This is a genomic window from Gemmata sp. SH-PL17 (assembly GCF_001610855.1).
In the GTDB taxonomy this organism is placed as follows: Bacteria; Planctomycetota; Planctomycetia; order Gemmatales; family Gemmataceae; genus Gemmata; species Gemmata massiliana.
Genome location: NZ_CP011271.1, coordinates 8,902,649 through 8,923,821, shown reverse-complemented (window position 1 = coordinate 8,923,821; position 21,173 = coordinate 8,902,649). Strand labels below are relative to the sequence as shown.

Sequence of the window (21,173 nt, the reverse complement as noted above, 5' to 3'; positions counted from 1 at the left end):
ATTTCTGTCGGATCAAGGCACCCATGATCGAAGTACGCGACCTGTCGAAGTGGTTCCGTGGGCCGAACGGTCAGCGCGTCACCGCGGTCGATGCCGTGCGCTTCACGGTTCACCCCGGTGAGGTGTTCGGGCTGCTCGGTCCCAACGGGGCCGGCAAAACGACCACGCTGCGGATGCTCTGCACCGTGCTCAGACCCTCGGACGGCACCGCGACAGTTGCGGGGCACGACGTCGTCACGGACCCGGGCGAGGTGCGGCGCCACGTCGGGTTCCTTTCGGCGAACACCGGCGTGTACGACCGCATGACCGCGTGGGAACTGGTCGAATACTACGGCCGGTTGCACCAGGTGCCGCCCGAGGAACTGTACCCGCGGATGGAGGAGCTGTTCACCACGCTCCAGATGACGAACTTCCGCGACACCCGCGGCGGTAAGCTCAGCACGGGCATGAAGCAGAAACTCTCGATCGCTCGGGCGCTCGTCAACGACCCGCCCGTGCTGATCTTCGACGAGCCGACGGCGGGCTTGGACGTGCTCGTTCAGCGGGCGGTGTTGGACAGCATCAAGCGCCTACGCGGGCGCGGGAAAACGATCATCTTCTCCACTCACATCATGCGCGAAGTGGAGAAACTGTGCGACCGCGTCGCGGTGATGGCGAAGGGGCGAGTCATCGTCTGCGGTACACTCAACGAACTGCGCGAGATGTACAAGCAGGACGACCTGGAAGAACTGTTCTTTGATCTGGTGTCCTGATTAATCCCTGGGACCGCGGTCCTAGGGATTAATCACCCGCTCGTTGACACTCGCGGTTCGCCAAGAAAGCTCCGGGCGAACCGCGAGTGTCAACGAGCGGGTGGAACTGTCTTAAACTCGATCCCCGACAGCGTCAGCCCTTTGACCTTCTTGTCCGTTACGGTGAACGTGGCGAGTTCCGTCTCGAAGCGCCCGCCAGTGACGCGGAACGTGTCGCGTTCGTAGTGCTCCAGTGGGTACGTGAAGGCGCCGAACGTCGCAGTGAGTTTGCCATCAGCGAACCGGACGGTCGCGGTGCCGTAGGCGGGATTCGTGTACTCGCCCGCGAGGGCCGTTAACGGGAGCGACGGCTTCGCGTTCGGGTCGCGGGCCATGTCGCGTGCCGCTAGCGCGGCTTTCTTGGCTTCGGCTTCGTCGTCGACCAATTTGCGGAAGTGGGCGTTCCAGTCTTTGGGTTTCAGGTCGCAATACAGATCAACAAGGGTGTTCGTTGCGGCTATTGGCATTCGCGTGTCGTGCAGGTTGGTCAGTACCGCGAAGCCCAAATCCTTTTCCGGAACGAGCGTGATTTGAATGCGGAACCCGTCGATCAAACCACCGTGGGCCACGACTTTCAACCCGCGGTAGTCGTTCACTACCCAGCCCATCGCGTAGCTGAGTTGCACCGTGTCCGGAAACGGAAATTTCGCCGCACCTTCCAGGCGCATCAGATTTTGTGGCGTGCGCGTTTCGAGGAGCGGCTTGGACGAAACCAGTCGCTGGCCGCTCGGGGCGACACCGTCGGAGACGTGAAACTGGAGCCACGAGACGAGATCCCGTGCGGTCGCGTTCATCGAGCCGGACGGATTCGGCTCCTTCATCTCGTAGATCGGCGCCCGTTCGATCTTCCCGGTTTTGTTGAGTTGATGACCCAGGGCGCGGTCGGCGTCTTTCGCGATCTCCGTCGTGGTGAACGTCACGCCCTTCATTTCGAGCGGGTCGATGAGACGCTCGCGAACGAGTTTCTCCCACTTTTCCTTCCCGCACCGCTCCGCGATGCGTCCGGCCGCCATGAACGTGATGCTGTTGTACCGGTAGCCGCTCCGGAACGGGTATTCGAGCGGGAGCAGTGGAACTTGCTTGAGTATGTGGTCGATGCTCCACGGCGCACGGTACCACAGCAGATCGTGACTCGCGAGCCCGGTGCGGTGCGTCACGAGGTCGCGCACGGTAAGTAGCGCGCTCGCGTTCGGATCGGAGAGCTTGAAGTCTGGTAGGTGCTTCTTCACCGGATCGTCCCAGTCCAGTTTCCCGTCGTCGACGAGCATCGCCAGAAGTGCCGTTGTGAACTGTTTCGTGCAGGACGCGAGCGGGAAGGACGTGTCCGGTGTGACCGGGTCTTTCGCGTCGATCGAGCGGTACCCATAACCCTTCAGGACGAGTGTCTGGTCACCACGAACGACCACGAGAGCCGCACCGGGTACCTGGAACGCTTTGAGGGCGTCGGTCATCACCGCGTCCGCGGCTTCCGGTTTCGGCTCGTCCCCGCGCGCGGAGAGAAAAGGAGCAAGGAGAACTGCGGTCGCGAAGGTCCAGCGCATAACGAGGCCCGTTACGGGTACAACACCGCACCGTTTGCCCGCGAAATGCGTAAACCAGATGGATCTATTTCGCAGGGGTCGCAATGAACCGTCGGGTCACCATCATCGGCGCGGGGCTGCTCGTTCTCGTTGTAGCGGGCTTGGTGATCCCGTTCATCGTGAAGGCGCGGTTGAAGGCGAATCTGGCCGCGTCGCAGAACAATTTGCGGGAACTCGCACTTTTCGCCGCGCACAACGCGAAGCCGGACCCAAATAACGACAAACGCAAGCTCCTCACGGAGATCCCCGCCGGCACCATCGCCCTGTACGGCACGCCCCCGAAGAGCGGCTCAGTTGGGTCGTGGGGGTGATTCCGGGCATGGACCAGCGCCGGGTGAACTCGGAGCAACTTCTGAGCACCATCGACCGCACAAAGCCCTGGAACGCGGACACGAACCAACAAGCGGCGCGCACGCGGCTCCCGGTTCTCCTGTGCCCGGAAAACTTGCCCGAAATTCCCCCCGGCTCCCCTGCGATCACTTGTTATGTGGGGATCAGCGGACTCGGCGCGAATGCGGCCGCACTGCCCATCGATTCTCCGCAGGCGGGCGCGATGCGATACGATGCCCCCACGCCGTTCGAGCGCATTTCCGACGGCCTGAGCCAAACGCTGCTGTTCGCCGAAACGCGGAACGAACTCGGCCCGTGGCTCCGCGGTGGTCCCTCGACGGTTCGCGGGTTGGACAACGCTCCCGGCGTTCCGGCGCTTATTGGGACGGACGGGCAGTTCGGCGGTTACTTCCCGGGCATCGCGCATTTCGCCATGTGCGACGGGAGCGTGCGAGCGTTCACCGCGAATGCGGACCCGCGCGTGTTGTACGGTCTGAGTACCATTGCGGGTAAGAACACCGATCCCGTACCGGGCGAGTGAGATCGGCGCTGATCCCGATACAATCTCCTCATGTCTGACGAGCCACCCAAGAAAAAGAAGAAGCGTCCGTTCTGGCGTAAGCGCATCCGGCGCTCGACCACCGAGGGCGAGCACAAGCCGGTTCTGCTCGCGGAAGTGCTCGCTGCGCTGAACCCGCAACCGGGGCAAACGATCGTCGATTGCACGCTCGGCTTCGCGGGGCACTCGCTCGAACTGCTCCAGCGCGTCTCCCCCGACGGGTTACTCATCTCGACCGACCTCGACGCCGGGAACATCGAACCCGCTCGCGCGAAACTTGAAGCCGCCGGTGGGCTGTTCGCGCTGCATCACTCCAACTTCGCGGGGCTGCCCACGGTTCTCGCGATGGAGGGCATGTCGCAGGTCGATGGCGTGCTCGCGGACCTCGGCATGTCGAGTATGCAGGTGGACGACCGCACGCGCGGGTTCTCGTTCATGCGCGACGGTCCACTCGATATGCGGATGGACCGCACCCGCGGGCGCACCGCGGCGGATTTGCTCGCGACGCTCTCAAAAGACGAACTCGCGGCGTGTTTCAGCGAATTCGGCGACGAACCGCAAGCGGAAACGATCGCTGCCGCAATCGTAACCCAGCGCGAAGTAAAGCCGGTCGAACGGACGAAGGAGCTGCGCGAACTGATCGACCGCGCGGCCCCGGTTCGTGTGGACCGCAGCCCAGGGGCGCCGCCCGAACGGAGGCAGTTACTCGGCCCGGCGACGCGGGTCTTTCAGGCGCTCCGCATTCTCGCCAACCGCGAGCTCGCGAACCTTCAACAACTGCTGCGCGTGCTACCGACCATCCTGAAACCGGGCGGGGTGGCGGCGATCATCAGTTTCCACAGCGGGGAAGACCGGCTCGTGAAAGCGGCGTTCCGCGACGGGCTGCGAAGCGGTGTGTACGAAGCCGTCAGCCCAGACGCGATCCGCTCGACGTTCGACGAGCGCCGGGCTAACCCGCGCTCGCGTTCGGCGAAGTTGCGTGTCGCGAAGATGAAGGCGTGAGGCCAAGAAGAGCGCGGATAAACGCGGATGAAAGGCACGATCAGACATTTCGGACGAACGGCCGGTTGATACCGGCCAGCGTGATGTCCTTGCGGCTAAATGTACGTCGAGAGCAGGTACAGCACAGTACCGATGCCCGCGAGGAACAGCGTGATGCGCAGCCCCCACCCGGTCGCTTCGTGAATGATCTTGTCCCAGCGGTCGTGTCGCGTCGCCGCGTACACGAGGCTAACGACCACCAGCAGCACCGGCAGATCCCAGTAAATGCTCACGGCCAGAAGTGGCAGGTTCATTACGCGCCTCCTTGTGCAGTGGGCGGGACGGGCGGCGCGGTGTGAGCGGGAGCCTCAACGGGGGGCGCGGGCGGCTTGAACGAGGGCACCGTCGTAACCGGTGGTGGAAGCGGGGCGGCGGGTGCCGGGGCGCGAGGCGCTGCGGTGTAGGCTTCCTCGTGTTCGTCACCGATCCATTCGGACGGCGGATCGCGGAACATCGGACCCGCAAACGCATCGTAGATCACGAGCAAGTTCAGCACGCCCGCGATCACCGTGTACACCCAACCCAAGTCCCAGCGCTTGTTGCCGTTGCGCTGCAGGTCGTTCAGTTCTTTTTCGTCGGGCATTCGCTGGAATTTGCCGAAGATCGGTCCCTCGTCCTTCGCCTTATCGAACGCGATGTACTGGTACACCCCGGGCCACGCGGCGGCACCGATCCAGAACTGGCCGAGGAACTGCGGGCGGTACGAGATCGCTTTGGCGGCGCCGGGCAGGTCGGTCCCGGCGAACGCGACCGCGGGGAGGTCTTCTGTGTCGGGTAGCCACACGTTCCGCCACTGCCCCATCCACATGCCGTAGAAGAACAGGAGGTACAGCCCGCCGAAGAACAAAAGCCCCTTACCCACGCGCCCCTGGTATATCTGGCCGAGACCGGGGATGATGTAACTGAGCAGGCCGGCGATCGGGTCGAGTGTGACCGGCGGGAGCGGCGGATCGTTCGTCGGCGAAGACGCCATCAGCGGGCCTCGGCGGAGTGGCTCCGGGCAAACGACGCAGCCCGGTTGGAGAAACCAATGGTCTCCCATCGGGTGTTCGCCACTGGCCGGGCGACATTGTCGGTTCTCAAGATTATATGATCCGCCGCACGCCGGCCAAGTCACTTGGGCCAGGGAAGCATGACGGGAAGTGACACCCACCCCTGGACCTGCGCCACGTGAAGAACTGTGTACACGATCAGCCCTAAACCTGCGAATCCCAACAGGTTCTTGAAGAACCCCGAGCGGAAGAGGCGCCCCAGTGGGCCGAACATGCCACAGATACTATCGAACAGGCCGTTGAGTGCAACGAACGGGAGGAACACGAACGGTACCGGGGGCGCCGCCGGTACCGGAGTCAGCGCCGTGGGTGGTGCCGGCGGAGGAGGCGCTTTGGGTTGTGGCGCGGGAGTTGGCTTCGGAGTGGGAGTCTTGGTCGGAGCGGGGGTGACTTTCACCATCGGTGCCGGAGCAGGCGCTGGAACCGGGACTGGCGCAGGTTGAGGGGGCGCGGCCGGAGTCGGAACGGGCGCCGGGGCCTTTGCGACTGGTGCCGGTGTAGCGGGCGCAGGCGGCTCGAATTTCAGTGTCGCAGGCGGTTCGTTGACCGCGAGGTGTGCGAGTGACGGGGCCGGCACAGTCGCGGGCGCATCGACACGCCAACTCGGTGGCAGCGGTGGCTGCGTCATCGACGGGGGCGGAACGGGCACTTCCGCCGGCGCGAGCGGCACCATCAGCATCTTCTGGAGCAGCGCGTCCAGCTCGTCGAGTTGCTGTCTGGTCAGGTCGTTCGGGCTGGGGGCGGTGGCCATGAGCTTCCTTTCGCGGCCAAATCCGTGTCATGCCGCGAGCGGCAACCGGAGCGCGGGTGGAAGTCTAGCCCCCTATGAGCGGGGAAAAAAGGGCAAGTCGCAGCGCGAAATGGATCGGACCTGATTGCGCGGATCTCGTGCTGTGGCCGACCTTTGCGAAGCCGGCTACAGGGTCAAACGCGACACCCGGACCCCTAGTGGGGCGTCTCCTTCACTTCGTTCCGGTTCCACTTAGGGATGAGCACAATGAGATCTTGAGTGCCGTTGGGCACACACTGACACGCGAGCCGCGATTCCGGTGACAGGTCCGGGGCCTTGTCCAGTTCGTCTTCCTCGTTTTCCGTCGCGCGCGAGCAACTCGCGCCGCCCTTCTCAATGCGCACGTGACACGTCGAGCACGCACACACGCCGCCGCACGAGTGGTTGATCTCGATCCCCGCACCGTCGGCAATATCGAGGACGCTGCCCTCCAGCCCGATGTGCCCGAGTGGGAACGTGGCCGGATCGACCGCGACTTCGGTCGATTGGCCCGTCGCCTCGTCCACGAACGTGACCTTGAACGGCTGGGTCGCCTTCGGCGCCGGTCCCTTCTGGATATACGGGTTCACGCCCGCCATGCTTGGTTTCCTGCGTCAGAGAAATCGGATCGTGTGGTCTATTATATCCGCGACGGGAAACGAAGAAGCCCGCGAACTCGGTTCGCGGGCTTCTGTTTTACTCAGAGATTGTTCGTTACTTGCTCGCGACCGGGAACGTGAGTTCGTTCGAGATGGCGCCGACACCGGGCGTCAATCGCACGAGCCCCTCGACGAGCCGGGCCTCTTCGTCGTCTTTCACCGTGCCACGGAGGGTGACGTTGTTGTTACCGTCCGCGAGAACTTGCACGCCCTTCGAGTTGGAAAGCCCGCCCGCGTCGATGATGCCGCGGAGGTCCGTTTGCAGTTTGATCGCGGGGACGGGGGGCGTGGGGAACCGCATCTGAGCGGTGTAGTGGATCTGCACCGGGAGTTGAATCAGGATGCCGCTCTGATTCGTGGTGCTCTGCGTGCCGCGGGCACCGGTCCCCGTCGTTCGGCCCGTAGTGGTGCCTGTGCCCGTGCTCCCGTAAAGGGCCGCGCCGAAGCCGCCCGGGGTGGTGCTCGACTTGTTATTGATGCCCTGGTAGTACGGGTTCGCGAAGTACCCCGAGAGGAAGTTCGATTTTGAGGACGAACTGGTCGCGTTCCCGGTCGGCGCGCTGGGCGGCTCCGGTGCCGTAACCGTTTGAAGCGCCGACGACGATCCGGTCAGGCTGCTAGTCCCCAGACTGCTGCCGAGAGTGCTTCCGAGGCTGCTGGTGTTACCCGAGCTTGTGGTGCTCCCACTCGTTGTTCCGCTCGTGGTACCGCCGCTGCTCGTATTTTGCGAGAACACGGGGGGCGCCGTGGCGCCCGCGATCACAACTGCCCACGCCCAAGTTTTGAGTCCGCGCACGGAACACCCTCTTTCTTTCGGGGCACGCAGTGGTATGCTGCGGCGGGGTCACGTCTCCCACACATTATCGACGATCCGATTCGGCCGGTCCAGTCATACGTTGATGAGAAAGCGAGTAGTATTTCATTTCCGGTGTTCGGTTTACCGCAAGAGCGGCGCCGGTCCGCGGGCCGGCCGCGAGCACCCATAAACTCGGAGCTCCCATGCAACTCGGCTTCGTATCGGCGATCCTGGCCGACCAGTCACTCGAACAGGTGTTAGCGTTCGCGGCGGACGAGGGGTTCTCGTGCGTCGAGCTGATGTGCTGGCCCCCGGGCCGGGCCGACCGCCGGTACGCGGGCGTCACGCACCTGGACGTCACAAATTTCACCGACGAGGCCGCCGCGAGCGTGCAGGATTTACTCCGAATCCACCGGGTGAACATCTCCGCGCTGGGTTACTACCCGAACCCGCTCGACCCGGACCCCGCGCACCGGGCGCTCGTATGTGACCACCTGATTAACGTGATCCGGGCCGCGGCGAAGCTCGGCGTGGGCGTGGTGAACACGTTCATCGGGCGCGACCCGGCCGGCACAGTGAACGCGAACTTCGACCTCGTTAAACAGGTGTGGCCGCGCGTGCTGGACGAGGCGCGCGAGGCGGGCGTTCGGCTCGGTATCGAGCACTGCCCGATGCTGTTCAGCGAGAACGAGTGGCCCGGTGGTAAGAACGTCGCGATCAGCCCGGCGCTCTGGCGGCGCCTGTTCGACACGTTCCCGGACGCCCCCCTCGGGTTGAACTTCGACCCGTCGCACCTGATCTGGCAGTTCATCGATTGCGGGCGCGCCGTGCGCGAGTTCGGGTCGCGCATCGTTCACGTTCACGCGAAGGACGAGCGCATCGATTCCGCCCGGCTCTACGACGTGGGCGTTTTGGGGCTTGGGTGGCACGTACCGAAGCTGCCGGGGCTGGGCGACGTCAAGTGGGGCGAGTTCTTCGCCGCGCTGACGGACGTGGGGTACACCGGTCCGGTGTGCATCGAGGTCGAGGACCGGGCCTACGAGGGCTCGCTCGCCGAGCGCCAGCGGGCGCTCCGCCAGAGCCGCAAGTTTCTCGAACAATTCATCGGCTAGCGGGAACCGGAACGGGCGCGGTGTGTTCAATTTTTGGACTCGCGCCTTGCATTTGGCCGCGACTCGTCGCTGGCGTCCCGCGCGCCAACGACGTATGATCCAAATACGTTTCTCGACGTACCGCTCCCCTCTCGCTAACGAGGACAGATCATGCGACGCTGGTTAGCTGCCCCGGTTGCGTTTGCCGTAGCAATCGGGCTTTCGTCCCTGCACGTGGCCCCGGTCAAGGCCCAACCCAAGGGCGAGGCGCCGGTCGAAGAATCGTTTCTCACCGCGGACGGGGTGCAACTGAAGGGGCTGTTCCACGCTACCAACAAGGACGCGGCCACGGCGCCGGTGGCGGTCCTCTTGTACGCGCCCGGTCCGGACCGGGACATGACGAAGGGGGACTGGGCCGGGCTCGCGGGGCGGCTCAACGAGGCCGGGTACCACGTGTTCCGGTTCGACTGGCGCGGGCACGGCAAGAGCACGGAAATTAAAGACCCGAAGAAGTTCTGGAACAACCCGTTCCTGAACGGGGGCAACGTCAATTACAACGGGTACATCAAGGGCGGGCCGCCGAAGAAACCGCTCAAGAACGACCTGTATTACAAAGACCTGAGCCCGACGCGGGCCGAGCGGTACCTCCCCGCGTACCTGAACGACCTGGCCGCGGTCCGCCTTCACCTGGACTCGAAGAACGACAACAAAACCCTGAACACCAGTTCGATCTATCTGATCGGTACCGGCGACGCCGCGGCCCTGGGGCTGGGCTGGATCGCGACCGAGTGGTCGCGCCCGGCCGTGTTCCCGAAGGAGGGCCAGTTGGGTGTGGGCGTGCCCGGGTACGAATTCGTGCCGCAACAGCTCGTCGGGCAGTTCCCCCCGGAGGGCGGGCACGACATCGCCGGCGCCGTGTGGATCAGCCCCAACCGCCCGGCCCTGATCTCCGAAGCGGCCACGAAGAAGTGGATCAGCACTTACGCCCCCAAGATCCGCGAAAACAACCCGATGCTGTTCCTCTACGCCGACAAGGACGCGGCGGGGAAGAAGCAGAGCGAGTTCTTCTACAACGAGGTGCTCGTGGGCGACCCGCGGCGGGCCAAAGCGTTCAACCTCGCCCCGATTTCGGACACGTTCATCAAGGAAGTGAAGGGCGGGAGCACTCTGAACGGCGTAAAGTTGCTCGACAACAACGCCGAGCTGAAGGTACAGGACACCATTATTCAGTTCATGGCAGCGATCCAGAAGGAGCGGGCCAAGTTGCCGTCGAAGAACCGCAACTACAGCACCCCGTACTTCATCAACGCCCAGAGCTTCGGCTTCGCTGCCACCCCGTGACCCCGCCACAGGGGGCGGAAGAGCAGTTCTCAGCCCCGTTAGGGGCGTAGGCGCGTAGCCAGGGGGTGAAGCTTACGCTTCACCCCCTGGCTACGCGCCTACGCCCCTAACGGGGCTTCAGAAGCAATACACCCACCGTGCTCACCCCTCGACGAACTTGCGGAGTTCCTGTTCGAGTGCCGCCATCACCTTGCCGACGCTCTCCGCGGTCTTGGCGAGTTTGCGGTCGGCTTCGCTCGCCGGGTCGAGCGGGGCGACCAGTTCGTTGAGCTTAACGACCGCGCCCTCGAAGACGATGAGCAGTTTGCGGATCGTCAACTTGTCCCCGTGCTTCTTGCACACGTCCACCGCGTTGCGAATGGTCTTGAGGCTCTCGTCGAAGTCCGGGATCGTTGCGATCGTGGGCCACGTTTTGAGCAGGTAGTCGCGGGCCTTCTGGTGGGCCTCGTCCTTCACCTTCCACTCGGCCGCGAGTTCGTTCTTCCGTTTCTTGATTTCGGCATCGTCGGGCACGAGTTCGGACAGTTGGGTGTAGGCCGCGAGTGCCTCGTCCACGTCGCCACGGGCCAGTAAAAGCGCGATCCGCGCGTTGATCGCTTGCGCCTGTACCTCGCGCGCGGCAGCGGCGGGATCGTTCTCGCGCTTCACGATCTCTTCGAGTGACTTGAGGTGCTTGGAGAGCTGCTCGTTGTACGCCTTCAGTAGGGCCACGTTCTGTCCCATTTTGGTGAGGATCCCGTCCACACTTTCGGCCTTTTGCACCGCTTTGCCTTGCTCTTTGAGCCGCGTCAGTTCGTCCGAGAGGGTCTTGTCGGCCGAGTCCGCGGCCGTAAACCCGCTTTGCGCCCGGGCGAGGGCTTCGGCGTTCTTCTGTTTTTTGATGAGGTCCGCGACCGCCTCGAAGCACACCGACTGTGCGAGTCGGGCGTCGGCCGCGGCGTTCGCGGCGGCGAGCACCGAGCGCTCGAACGCGGCCCGCTCTTCCTTCGCCGGGTCGATGTCAAACGGGATCGTGATCGGTTCGTCGTTGAGGATCGGCACCGGAAACTGCTTCGCCTGCGACGGCCCGAGCGCGACCGTGACGCACGCGATGCCCGAAAGCGCGCGGTCCGAGCGGAACTGCGCCGTCTGCGAGTGGAACTTGCACACGTCCTTTTGGTCGCCCGCGCCGGCCACCACGAAGCCGTTGTCACTCGCACGCACGTTCACCGCCGACGCGGTCTTGTACACCGTACCTTCGCTACTCATCAGGCGCACCGCGACGGGCGCCTTCACCGTACCGAGCTTCATGGCGCGGTAGCCGATCACGCCCCCGGTGGTGGGCATCGCGTTCTGGTAGCGCGTCAGGATCGTGCACCGACACGTGCCGTCCGCGCCCACGTCGGTCACTTTCAGCAAGGTGAAGTCGCGCGGGGTCGATGTGAGTCCGGGCGGCGGAACCGAACCCGGCGGCGGGTTGATGATTTTGCCCGTCGCGGTGCGAACCGGCGGCGGGGCCGGGCGGTTCGTCTTGCGGACCGCGGCGACGGCGAATACGTCCCCGGTTTGTACGAGATCCTTCACCGGGCCGAGGCCCGATCCGCGGATCAGCACCTTCGCCTCGTCCGACTTCCCGCCGATGGCTTCGACCGTGCCCACCAGTCCGAAGTCGCGGTCGAGCATCAGCCCGGCGGTGCGGCCTGCGAGTTCCGGTGCCCGTGTCGATTGCGTGCGCACGACCGGGGACGACAGCCCCGTGAACCCGTCGTACTGCCGCGACTCCATGTGGACCTTGCCGTCGCGGTACTCGATTTTGAGGAAGTGCGTTTTCGCGCCGGTGAGGTCGCGCGGGGCGTCCAGGGCCGTGAACCCCTTTTCGCTGAACTGCTGCCACAGCGGTTCCTTGGTCGCGTCGCGCGCGAGGTCGGCGAGATCGATCACCTCGACCGTACCCAGGTTCCCCAACCCGGGCTGGAGCGCGGCCAGGAGGTCGCGCTTCAAGCGGTCGCGGAAGTCCTGCGTGAGCAGCGGGTGCGGCTTGACCGAGATCACGACCCGCCACAGGTACTGCTGCTTCGGTTCGGGGTCGAGTTGGGCGAACGCGGGCGCACCCGCCAAGAGCGCAACGGCAACAACGGCGACCAAGCGGCGGACCATACAGAACCTCCGACGAACGGTGTTGTGAGTGTACCAGATTTCGCGGGCGTCTGCGCGCTCGTGGGAGACCGCACTCTATGCTTTGGCGCCGGGCCGATTGCTCCCCCGTGCGCGCACGGGTACACTGACCAAACTGAAATTCAAATCGAAATTAGTGCTCCGGAGTGACTGCGTATGCGCTTTGTGCCCGTTTTACTCGCGCTCGCGAGTTGCGCCTGGCTCACCTCCAGCGCCCAAGAACCGAAATCCCAGCCGAAACCGGGCGAGAAGGCGGCGAAGGCCGACAAGAACGAACCGGTCGCCGGGCGCAAGACGAAGAAAATCGAGGGCTTCACGTTCCTCCTCAGCGAAGAAGCCCTCAACGCGGACGCCTCGAAGTACGAGCGCCCGCCGCTGGAAGTGCTGGACTACGAGTGCAAGCTGCTCATCAAGATGCTTTCGCCGAAGGCGGTCGACTTGCTCCGCCGGTTGACGGTTTTCGTGGACTGGGACGAGAAGATCACGCTCTCTAACGGCCGGGACGGGGTCGCGCTCGCGTCGTACTACGGCGGCGGGGCGCAACAGATGGTGAAGGAGGGGCGGCACCCGCTCCAGGCGAAAACGGTCACCATCCACACGCTCAAGTCGCTGACCGAGCAGCGCCAGCCGAAAAACGATAGTCGCGTGTCGTGCTTGTTGCTCCACGAGTTCGCGCACGCGGTCCACGACCAGTTATTCGGCTTCGACCACGCGGGCATCAAGGCCGCTTACGAGCAGGCGATGGAGCGGAAGCTCTACGAGAAGGATTTCTACGCCGCGACCAACCCGCGCGAGTTCTTCGCCGAGCTGAGCTGCACGTACCTCGACCGGTTGCACTACTACCCCCACAACCGCGACGAGTTAAAGAAGCACGATCCGGTCACGTTCAAGACGATGGAGTCCGTTTGGACGGGCGCGACCGCGAGCAAGGTGGCGAAAGTCCCTCCGCCCCACGCGGAGAAGGGGAATTTGGATCTGTCCCTCTCCACCGATGTGAAGTTCGGGCCGGTTGTGAACGGCCCCGATGCCGCTGTGGATAAACTCGCCGGGAAAGTCGTTTTGATCGGGTATTGGGGCGGGCTGCACGCGAACGTGCTGGACCGGCTCGACCGGCTCCAGGCCGAACTGGGGACTTACGGGCTGGTAGTCGTGTGCCCGAACACTCTCGTCCGTGAAGACGATCTGATCAAAGCGGACGCGGAGAAGCGCGGCGGGTCGGTTACGATCCTCCGAAACGCCTTCGTGAAAGAGGGGAGCGGACCGGAATTCAAATCCCAACTCGGTGGCCACGCGCTGGTGTTCGATTCGACCGGAAAGTGCGTCCACCGCGGATCGGCCTACGACATCGAGGGGCCGGTTCGTGCGGCCGTTGGCAAACTGCTCCTGACGACCGCGTGCGGACCGGACGAGGCGCCGAAAGCGTTCAAACCGGTCGCGGATGCGTTCGCCGCCGGAGGAAGCCCGGTGTCTGTTGTCTCCAAGGTGGCCCCGCTGACGACGTCTGCGGATGAAGACGTCAAAACCAAGGCCAAGAAGCTTCAAGACCTTATCCTCGCGCCGGGGCAGAAGGCATTGGCCGAGACCCAAGCGAACGTGAAGACCGATCCGGTGAGTGCGTTCATCGGCGCGGAGAAACTTGCAGTGAGCTTCAAAAACACGTCCATCGGCACGAAGGCCGCGACCATCGTGTCGACTTTGCGCATCGATAAGGCCGTTGTCGCGGAACTGAAGGCGCGAACCCAGGCAGCCGAAATCGAGAAGCTCGCTGGCAAACTTCGCGGGCAAGAGGGGAGCATCAAACCCGCGGAGGCGAGCTTCCAGTCCAAGCACCAGCAAGCGCTGGCCCAAATGAAGACGCTGCTCGATCAGTTGCGGAAGCAGCACCCCACCGCGCGAGCGACCGCGGAGGCCGAGAAAGCTGCGCGCGAGTTCTCGGTACCTTGACAGTCGCAGGTCGAAAGGTCGCAAGTCGTAAAGCCGGTTGAAGATCGCAAGCCACGAGTTGATGTGTTGGGGCCTTGCAAACGGCCCAGTGTCAGTCCGCCGGTGCCTTTTAGTCCCGTTCCCGCTTCCTTGTAATGAACCGCAAGGGAGCGGGAGGCGCTCCCGTTGGTGATTACGGTTCAACGCACGGGAAGTCCCGCTCCCTTGCGGTCGCTCCGTGAATCTCGAAACGAGACTGCTATTACCGGCGGGTTGACGTCGCGCCGCTTGCTTGCACCCAGATTTCAACACAGCCGTCAAAAGTCGTAAGGCCGAAGACACCCATTCAGGATGCCTTCGGCCTTACGACTTTTGACAAATAAAAAGCCCCGCCCAGGTGAGGGAGCCTGGGCGGGGGTGACTCAACCGGGCGAACGGGTTGCCCGGTCAGTCGTGCTCGTTGTTAGCGGCTTAGTGGCAGCAGCCGGCGACGGCGCCTTGGGCCACAGGAGCGCACCCGCAGTCGCTGCTCTTCTTGCAAAGCTTGCCCTTCAGCCCGCCGAGGCCGGCCTTGAGGCGGTCCAGCAGCCCGGCGCGGGCCGGGGCGCAGCCGGTGTCGCAACCGGTGTTGCACACCGCGACTTCCTTCTCGACTTCCTTGGCCACCAGCTTCGTGACCTTGACCTTCTCCTGGACCGGTTCGCACACGGTCACTTGGCGGGTTGCTTGGTAGGCCACGCACTTGCGCACGTTGACCGTCTTGGTGACGGTTTCAACGGTCGGGACGCACTTGGTCTTGCACACGGTCGTCGGGACCACCTTGGTCACGCACTCGTAGGTGCAGATGGTCTTCTGGACCGGGCGGCACTCGTAGGTGCAGACCGTCTTCGTCACCGGCACGCACTCGGCGACCTTCTTGCACACGGTGACCGGTTCGCACACGGTTTCGCAGTGCTTTTCGGTCTTGCAGCCCGACACGGTGCGGGGGCACGGCGTGTAGCACGGGTCGCAGATCTTGTGCAGGCGGTCGGACAGCGACGGGGGCAGTTCCTTGCAGTACGGCACCGAGACCTTGTGGGTCACGGTCTTCGACTTCATCTCCGTCACCATCACCGTCTTCCAGCGCGTTTCGTTCACGGTGATCGTCTTCTGCACCGGGACGCGCTCGTTGACGGTGATGGTCTTCTGAACCGGAACGCGCTCGGTAACACAGCGGTTCTCGGTGACGTTCTCGGTGACCAGCTTGTTGACCGTGACCTGGCAGGTCACGGTTTCCGGGACGCACTCCCACTTGTGCGCCGTGTAGGTTTCCGTCTTGGTGACCGGCTTCAGCACCGTCACGGTCTCTTCAACGACCGTGGGCACCCACTCGGTGACCTTGACCTTCTGTGTGACCGGTGCGGGCGCCGGGGCCGGCGTCACGGGGCCGCACGGACTCGGGCACGGGTTCGCGCACGGGTCGGCACAGGGATCCTTCTTGCTGAACAACTTGCCGCAGAACGCGTGTGCGTCCCCGGCCGCCAAACCGATCAGGCCCGCACATGCGGCGGTCATGATCCACGCCTTGATACGCAGAACGCTCATGGTGACCCTCTTTACTGCTCCGGGTTTCAGCACTCGCCACACCGTCGCGACCATCCATTCGCCGCTGATTACGGTTGTGGGTCTCAATGTGCCTGCGATAGATATGACAGCGCCGAGTAATTTGGGAAAGCAAACCAAGGTCGGTAAGGCACGGAAAATCGCGAAACTGCGTGGTAATCTGCCGTCTAATGAGACATGCGCAATTGTACCAATTCTGCCTATCAGCGAATCTCACGCGATCATATGGAATTGAGGCCGTCATGGATGTGGTCGTGGCGGCTAACATTTCTCCCAATTGATACAACCAGTTCCGGTTGAGACTGAGCGGGCGCTTCCGTTCCCGGGGCGCGGTACGGGACAAAATCTGACCCGCCGCTCGCGACCCCCGAACCCGGCCCGTTGGAAACTTGAAACTTGGCACGTCGTGCGAAGGACGGTAGCATCGCGGACTGATTTTCACGCAGCCCAAGGTCTCTCCCAATGCCGTTCGCTTACGTGCAGGATCTCAATCCGTTGCCGGTCGGGGGGTACGCGCTCCTCTCGACCGTCGTCGCGGCTCTCCCCGTATTGGTCCTCTTCTATCTCCTCGTGGCGCGGCGCTGGCTCGCGAGCTGGGCCGGGGCTGCGGGGGCCGTTCTCGCGATCGCACTCGCGTGGCTCGCGTATGGGATGCCGTTGGGCATGGCTTGCGCGTCGTTCGTGTACGGGGCCGCGTTCGGGTTGATGCCGATCGGCTGGACCGTGTTCGCTGCGATGATGCTCTACAACGTGACCGTGGAGACGGGGCAGTTCACGGTCATCCGGCGCTCGATCGGCGGTCTCAGTCAGGACGCCCGCGTGCAGGCGGTGTTGATCGGGTTCGCGTTCGGGGCGTTCATGGAAGGCGCAGCCGGGGCCGGTTCGCCGGTCGCGATTTGCGGTGCGATGTTAGTGGGCCTGGGTGTGCCGCCGTTTCGTGCCGCAGTGATTTGTTTGATCGCCAACACGTCGCCGGTTTGTTATGGCGGCCTGGGTGTGCCGATTATCACACTTGAAACATCAAGCGGAGTGCCCGCCGATAAAATTAGTATCATGTGTGGGCATCAACTCCCGTTCCTATCGTGCTTGATCCCGTTCTACATGGTGAAGTGCATGTGCTCGTGGCGAGAGACGCTCGCCATTTGGCCTGCGCTGGTTGTGGGGGGCGGGTCGTTCGCGGCGTTCCAGTTTTTCTTCGCGACCGCCCACGCTTATGGGCTTCCTCCAATCTGGCAACTCACCGACATCGGCGGCGGATTGTTCTCGCTCGTTACACTCGCGCTATTTCTCAAATTCGTCTGGAAGCCACGCGAAGAGTGGCGGTTCCCCGAAGAATCACAAAAGATGGACCCGAGAGCGAAGAATACGAGTGACCCGCACGACCCGCAGTCCGAGCACGCGAAGGAAGAAGTGGAGCAGCTCCTCGGTTCCGCGCTCCCCGCTTCGGGTTCCCCGCTAACAGAGCCACCGCTGACCTTCGGTTCGGTCTCGCTCGCGTGGATGCCGTGGATCTTGATGGCGCTGTGTTTGGTCGGCAGCGGGTATGTCAAGTATTTGGAAACCGACCCCGTTACGAAGAAATCCCATCCGCTCGATCTGTTCGGCTTACAGACCTATTACGACGTCGAAATTCCCGGGTTGCACAAGCAGGTCGTGCGTGCTGAGAAGTTGATTCCTGAGGGCACGCCGGACGAGAAGAAGCTCGAATCGGCTGTCTTTCGGTTCAACTGGCTGACCGCCCCGGGAACGCCGGTGCTTATCGCCGCGTTGCTTTCAATGGTGTTATTGAGAGTGTCGTTGATGCAGGCCCGAGCGGTGGTGGCGAAAACGGTCTACCAGATGCGGATACCGATCCCCACGATCGCGTTCATGCTTGGATTGAGTTACGTCACCAAGTATGCGGGCATGGACGCGACCCTCGGCGTCGCGTTCGCTGAGACCGGCGTGCTGTACCCATTCTTTGCTGCGATGTTGGGCTGGCTCGGCGTATTCCTGACGGGCACGGACGCGGGAAGTAACGCACTATTCGGCGGGCTTCAGAAAATCACTGCTACGGAAGTGTGGAACGTCCACGGCCTTGAAGGGACGGGGGCGATGGCTCTGACTCTGGATCAGGCGCAAACGCTGATTTGCACTGCCAACAGCACCGGTGGCGTGATGGGTAAAATGATCGACGCCCAAAGTATTTGCGTGGCCACAGCGGGTACGAATCAGGTGGGTCGGGAGGCCGATATCTTCAAGGCCGTTATCGGGCACAGTATCCTGCTCGCGAGCATCGTCGGTGTGCTCACCGCGTTGCAAGCGTTCGTGCCCCCATTCACGTTGATGGTTCCGAAGTGATGCGAATTTCCTCCGCGAACCGGTCCAGTAACTGGCGCTGTGCCCGACTCGGGCGCACGCCGGGTCGGAGTTCGCGGAGCGTTCTCAACGCGGTCCTTACATCTGGTGCCAGACCTGCCGCAAGTAAGTACGCTGCAACGACGGTCGCGCTCCGGCTGTGTCCGAGGGCACAGTGAACGTACACCGGACCGATTGCCGCGAACTGTGCCACCCACGCGACCGAGTCACGAAGTTGAGCGAGGCTCATCGCGGTCGCGTCGAGAACCAACAGCGACCGGTAGTTGCCAAGCGACCGCAGGGGCCACGGTTCAGGCATTTCCGCGACCAGATCCAGTACCGCGTGCCAGTTCACCCGGGTCTGATTTGCCTCGAATCTCGTGAGTCGCCGGCCCAAATACACGTTTGGCGCCACGCAGACGAACGCACTTTCGCGGCCGAATAGCACCGCGAGCCAGTACGAGAACGCGGTGAGAGCAAAGTACGGCCAGTGAACACCCCATACCCATGCGACCCGCCGGCCGTCGGTGCGTTTAAAAAGCAGACGCGGTCCCGCACCGAAGTACGCGACCGCGACGAGCAGGAACGAAAACACGCACGCGATACCGGCTCCGCGAAGTGGCCATGACGGAGCCGATATCGCCACAAGTGCTGCGACTGACGCAAGAACGGTAAACACGAAGCCGTAAGCAATCGACATTACTTCTTGAACGCGGAGTACGCTTCAGCGACCTTACCCGCTTTGACGTCGCCCGTGTGAGCGTACACCGCGTATTTCAGTTTCATCTCGCCGCCTTTTGCGATCTTCAGCAGCTCCGTGTTGTCCTTCTGAGAGGGGAACCCGCTTGCTTTGCGCCCGAACGGATTGGCCGCGTTGAGGCCGTAGGCGCGAACGTGCCAGTTGGACTTCGGATTGGCTGGGTGGTCAAACACCGCGATGCCCACTTCTTTGCCGCCGAGCGTGCCCGAGTAGTCGATCCACTCGGTCGGGTGCCCCCAAATCGGCAAGTTGTCTTTGGCCGGCGGGTTCACCGTCGTGCCCTCGGCGGTGGTCACGACCGCGCCGGTTTTTTCGCTCGGCCGCAGCCCGTCGTGAACCCGGATGCCGAACGACCCCTCCTTTGTGTCGCCGAACGTGATCGGGCACACGCTCGCTTTCAGTGTGATCTCGAACGCGAACGTGCGCCCCTCCTTACCGTCGACCAGGTGAATCACGCGAACTTCGTCCATGATCTTCACGCCGTCCGGGGTGCGCCACTCGTTGTGCGTTTCGACGCTCGCGTGGTTCTTCGCGTGCTGTTTCGGTTCGGCTACCTTCACGCACGCGATCTTCCCGTGCCGCGGACCGGTGCCGTCCTTCGCCTCGCTCCAGAAATCCACGCCTTTACCCCCTTTCTCGGTCGTTTTAATCTTCAGTTCGATACCCTCGGGGATCACGTCGCCGTGACAGAACCACACGGACTTCTGGTGAACGTGGTCTTTGGTCGCCTCGCCCGGCGTGTCCTTTTCAACGGGCCAGGGGCGCGTGACGCCGACCCCGTTCGGCGCGAGTACCGGGTACAGGTAGGGCTTGGCGACCGAATCCGCGATCGCGTACTTCGCGACCACGGTCGACCCCGCTTTGAACTCGATCGCGTCCTTACCAACGGTAATGGAAACGTCGTCGGCCAGTGTAACGGCAGGTGCTACGGCGACGGCAAGAAGGGGGAGCAGGCAGCGCATGAGATCGGCTCCGAACGGCAGGAGAGCAACGCGGGGTGTAGTGTCCGCGGGCGGGCCGCGCGTGTCAAGGATCGCGCCGCCCACCGGCGCCCGAACGGGTAGAATCACCACATGAGCAAGAAGAAGAAAGTCCGCGTCGAGTTGCGGAAGAACCGTGAGAAGCCGCCGCGGGAGAACGACATCACCCGCGACTACCAGGAGGGCGACGGGCGCGCGGACGACGCGCGGTCCAGCGAGCGGGTGCGCGCGAAGGGGAACCTCTCCCGCTACCGCACCGTCGTGCAGGACGAGTCCGCCGACGGTTCAACAATGCCGGCCGTGAACGCGGAAACGTGTATCCGCGGGCGCGTGTTGCGTGTTCACGGCCTCGCGTCGGTCGTGGAAACCGATGACGGCCGCGTCTTCCGCTGTGCCGTCCGTCGGTTGCTCAAAAGCCTCGCCACCGACGAGCGCAGCGTGGTGACCACGGGGGACGTGGTTTGGATTCGCTTGGTGGGGACTGGAAGCCGGGATCAAGGGGCAGGGGGCGGAGAAGAACAACTTCCCGCGGAACCCGCGACCGAGCCGACCGAGGATTCGGCACCAAACCCCGAATCTCGAACACCGACCATTGCTCAAGAGGGCGTCATCGAGCGCGTCGAACCGCGTCACGGTGTTCTTACGCGCGCGAGTCGGCGCCGGGAACACGTGTTGGTTGCGAACGTCGACCAACTCGTCATCGTCATGTCGCTGGTCGAGCCGAATCTGAAACCGCACCTCATCGACCGCTACCTTGCTGCTGCACAACAAGGCGATTTGAAGCCCGTACTGTGCCTGAATAAGTCCGACCTCGCGGACGCAGTCGAACTCCAATCCCTGATCGGGCTGTACGCACAACTCGGGGTGCCGGTGTTCCTGTGTAGCGCCCGCACGGGCGCCGGCGTGGACCGACTGCGCGAACAACTCCGCGGACGCTCGACGGTGTTTTCGGGGCAGTCTGGGGTGGGTAAATCCTCGCTCCTGAACGCGGTCCAACCGGACCTGGCGCTTGCGGTGAAGTCTGTGAGTGAAGTGAACCAGAAGGGGCGCCACACAACGACCTACTCGCAGCTCATCAAACTGGACTTCGGCGGCTGGGTGGTGGACACCCCCGGCGTGAGGCAGCTCTCTCTCTGGCAAGCGCGCCCGGAAGAGATGGAGGGCTACTTCCCGGAGTTCCGACCGTTCGTTCCCCTGTGCGGCTTCCCGGACTGTACCCATACGCATGAAACGAGCTGTGCCGTTAAAGACGCGGTCGCCCGCCGGTTCATCACAAGTCGCCGGTACCACAGCTATTTAGGTCTTTTCAACGGTACGATGGAGGAGTAATTGCATCGCATCTCGCACAATCTGCGCCACCGCTAATTCCGTGCTCTGGGGTGACTTTGCCGGTCTGGAAACGGGGTGA

General features: G+C 63.3%; 19 protein-coding genes. 9 read left to right on the top strand and 10 right to left on the bottom strand.

The genetic code is table 11. The annotated features are described in order from the left end of the window. Positions 1 to 23 precede the first annotated feature (23 nt). Positions 24 to 752, top strand: coding sequence for an ABC transporter ATP-binding protein (locus tag VT84_RS37405; RefSeq protein ID WP_082843138.1), 729 nt, complete (start codon positions 24 to 26; stop codon positions 750 to 752). Positions 753 to 841: 89 nt separating this feature from the next. Here VT84_RS37405 and VT84_RS37400 read toward each other — a convergent pair whose 3' ends face one another. Continuing rightward, the gene (locus tag VT84_RS37400; RefSeq protein WP_082843137.1) at positions 842 to 2,332 is read right to left on the bottom strand and encodes a serine hydrolase; all 1,491 of its coding nucleotides are present in this window, start codon (positions 2,330 to 2,332) and stop codon (positions 842 to 844) included. Positions 2,333 to 2,415: 83 nt separating this feature from the next. On the opposite strand from VT84_RS37400, the gene VT84_RS37395 reads away from it, so the two are divergent. The 3 genes from VT84_RS37395 to rsmH are packed head-to-tail and all read left to right on the top strand — an operon-like array spanning position 2,416 to position 4,262. Beyond that, a complete protein-coding gene (locus VT84_RS37395) occupies positions 2,416 to 2,682 on the top strand; it encodes a hypothetical protein (RefSeq protein WP_082843136.1) in 267 nt (88 codons plus the stop codon). 8 nt (positions 2,683 to 2,690) lie between these two features. Next, the gene (locus VT84_RS37390; RefSeq protein WP_239465604.1) at positions 2,691 to 3,242 is read left to right on the top strand and encodes a DUF1559 domain-containing protein; all 552 of its coding nucleotides are present in this window, start codon (positions 2,691 to 2,693) and stop codon (positions 3,240 to 3,242) included. A gap of 30 nt (positions 3,243 to 3,272) precedes the next feature. Further along, positions 3,273 to 4,262, top strand: a complete 990-nt coding sequence (gene rsmH, locus VT84_RS37385) for a 16S rRNA (cytosine(1402)-N(4))-methyltransferase RsmH (protein WP_082843134.1) — start codon at positions 3,273 to 3,275, stop codon at positions 4,260 to 4,262. Between the two features lie 95 nt (positions 4,263 to 4,357). On the opposite strand, the gene VT84_RS37380 is transcribed toward rsmH, so the two are convergent. The 5 genes from VT84_RS37380 to VT84_RS37360 form a co-directional block, all read right to left on the bottom strand. Further along, a complete protein-coding gene (locus tag VT84_RS37380; RefSeq protein WP_082843133.1) occupies positions 4,358 to 4,555 on the bottom strand; it encodes a hypothetical protein in 198 nt (65 codons plus the stop codon). Then, positions 4,555 to 5,274, bottom strand: coding sequence for a DUF6677 family protein (locus VT84_RS37375; protein WP_082843132.1), 720 nt, complete (start codon positions 5,272 to 5,274; stop codon positions 4,555 to 4,557). Before VT84_RS37375 ends, VT84_RS37380 begins: the two co-directional genes overlap by 1 nt. Before the next feature lie 140 nt (positions 5,275 to 5,414). Next, entirely contained in the window at positions 5,415 to 6,104 is a 690-nt protein-coding gene (locus VT84_RS37370) for a hypothetical protein (protein ID WP_082843131.1), read from the bottom strand. 194 nt (positions 6,105 to 6,298) lie between these two features. After that, positions 6,299 to 6,721: a 2Fe-2S iron-sulfur cluster-binding protein gene (locus VT84_RS37365; protein ID WP_082843130.1), complete on the bottom strand. Its 423-nt coding sequence runs from the start codon at positions 6,719 to 6,721 to the stop codon at positions 6,299 to 6,301. A gap of 115 nt (positions 6,722 to 6,836) precedes the next feature. Continuing rightward, positions 6,837 to 7,577, bottom strand: a complete 741-nt coding sequence (locus VT84_RS37360; RefSeq protein WP_082843129.1) for a BON domain-containing protein — start codon at positions 7,575 to 7,577, stop codon at positions 6,837 to 6,839. Between the two features lie 203 nt (positions 7,578 to 7,780). Between VT84_RS37360 and VT84_RS37355 the strand changes: the two genes are divergently transcribed. Together VT84_RS37355 and VT84_RS37350 are read left to right on the top strand one after the other, a co-directional pair. Next, a complete protein-coding gene (locus VT84_RS37355; protein ID WP_082843128.1) occupies positions 7,781 to 8,689 on the top strand; it encodes a sugar phosphate isomerase/epimerase family protein in 909 nt (302 codons plus the stop codon). A 150-nt stretch (positions 8,690 to 8,839) separates the two neighbouring features. Then, positions 8,840 to 10,009: an alpha/beta hydrolase gene (locus VT84_RS37350; protein ID WP_082843127.1), complete on the top strand. Its 1,170-nt coding sequence runs from the start codon at positions 8,840 to 8,842 to the stop codon at positions 10,007 to 10,009. A 141-nt stretch (positions 10,010 to 10,150) separates the two neighbouring features. On the opposite strand, the gene VT84_RS37345 is transcribed toward VT84_RS37350, so the two are convergent. Then, positions 10,151 to 12,145 carry a hypothetical protein gene (locus VT84_RS37345; RefSeq protein WP_082843126.1) on the bottom strand — a complete coding sequence of 665 codons (1,995 nt, stop codon included), beginning with the start codon at positions 12,143 to 12,145 and terminating at the stop codon, positions 10,151 to 10,153. A 174-nt stretch (positions 12,146 to 12,319) separates the two neighbouring features. On the opposite strand from VT84_RS37345, the gene VT84_RS37340 reads away from it, so the two are divergent. Further along, complete coding sequence (locus VT84_RS37340) at positions 12,320 to 14,107, top strand: hypothetical protein (protein ID WP_052549548.1); 1,788 nt, start codon at positions 12,320 to 12,322, stop codon at positions 14,105 to 14,107. Between the two features lie 450 nt (positions 14,108 to 14,557). Here the strand turns inward: VT84_RS37340 and VT84_RS37335 are convergent, their stop codons facing one another. After that, positions 14,558 to 15,670 carry a hypothetical protein gene (locus tag VT84_RS37335; protein ID WP_082843125.1) on the bottom strand — a complete coding sequence of 371 codons (1,113 nt, stop codon included), beginning with the start codon at positions 15,668 to 15,670 and terminating at the stop codon, positions 14,558 to 14,560. A 480-nt stretch (positions 15,671 to 16,150) separates the two neighbouring features. On the opposite strand from VT84_RS37335, the gene VT84_RS37330 reads away from it, so the two are divergent. Next, entirely contained in the window at positions 16,151 to 18,028 is a 1,878-nt protein-coding gene (locus VT84_RS37330) for an L-lactate permease (RefSeq protein ID WP_082843124.1), read from the top strand. Here the strand turns inward: VT84_RS37330 and VT84_RS37325 are convergent. Together VT84_RS37325 and VT84_RS37320 are read right to left on the bottom strand one after the other, a co-directional pair. Then, on the bottom strand, positions 18,006 to 18,620 hold the full coding sequence (locus VT84_RS37325) for a dual specificity protein phosphatase family protein (RefSeq protein ID WP_162271970.1): 615 nt from the start codon (positions 18,618 to 18,620) through the stop codon (positions 18,006 to 18,008). The genes VT84_RS37330 and VT84_RS37325 overlap by 23 nt on opposite strands. Positions 18,621 to 18,724: 104 nt before the next feature. Then, positions 18,725 to 19,747 carry a PmoA family protein gene (locus tag VT84_RS37320; RefSeq protein ID WP_082843122.1) on the bottom strand — a complete coding sequence of 341 codons (1,023 nt, stop codon included), beginning with the start codon at positions 19,745 to 19,747 and terminating at the stop codon, positions 18,725 to 18,727. 111 nt (positions 19,748 to 19,858) lie between these two features. Here VT84_RS37320 and rsgA point away from each other — a divergent pair, with 111 nt between their 5' ends. Further along, the gene (gene rsgA, locus VT84_RS37315; RefSeq protein ID WP_082843121.1) at positions 19,859 to 21,094 is read left to right on the top strand and encodes a ribosome small subunit-dependent GTPase A; all 1,236 of its coding nucleotides are present in this window, start codon (positions 19,859 to 19,861) and stop codon (positions 21,092 to 21,094) included. Positions 21,095 to 21,173 lie beyond the last annotated feature (79 nt).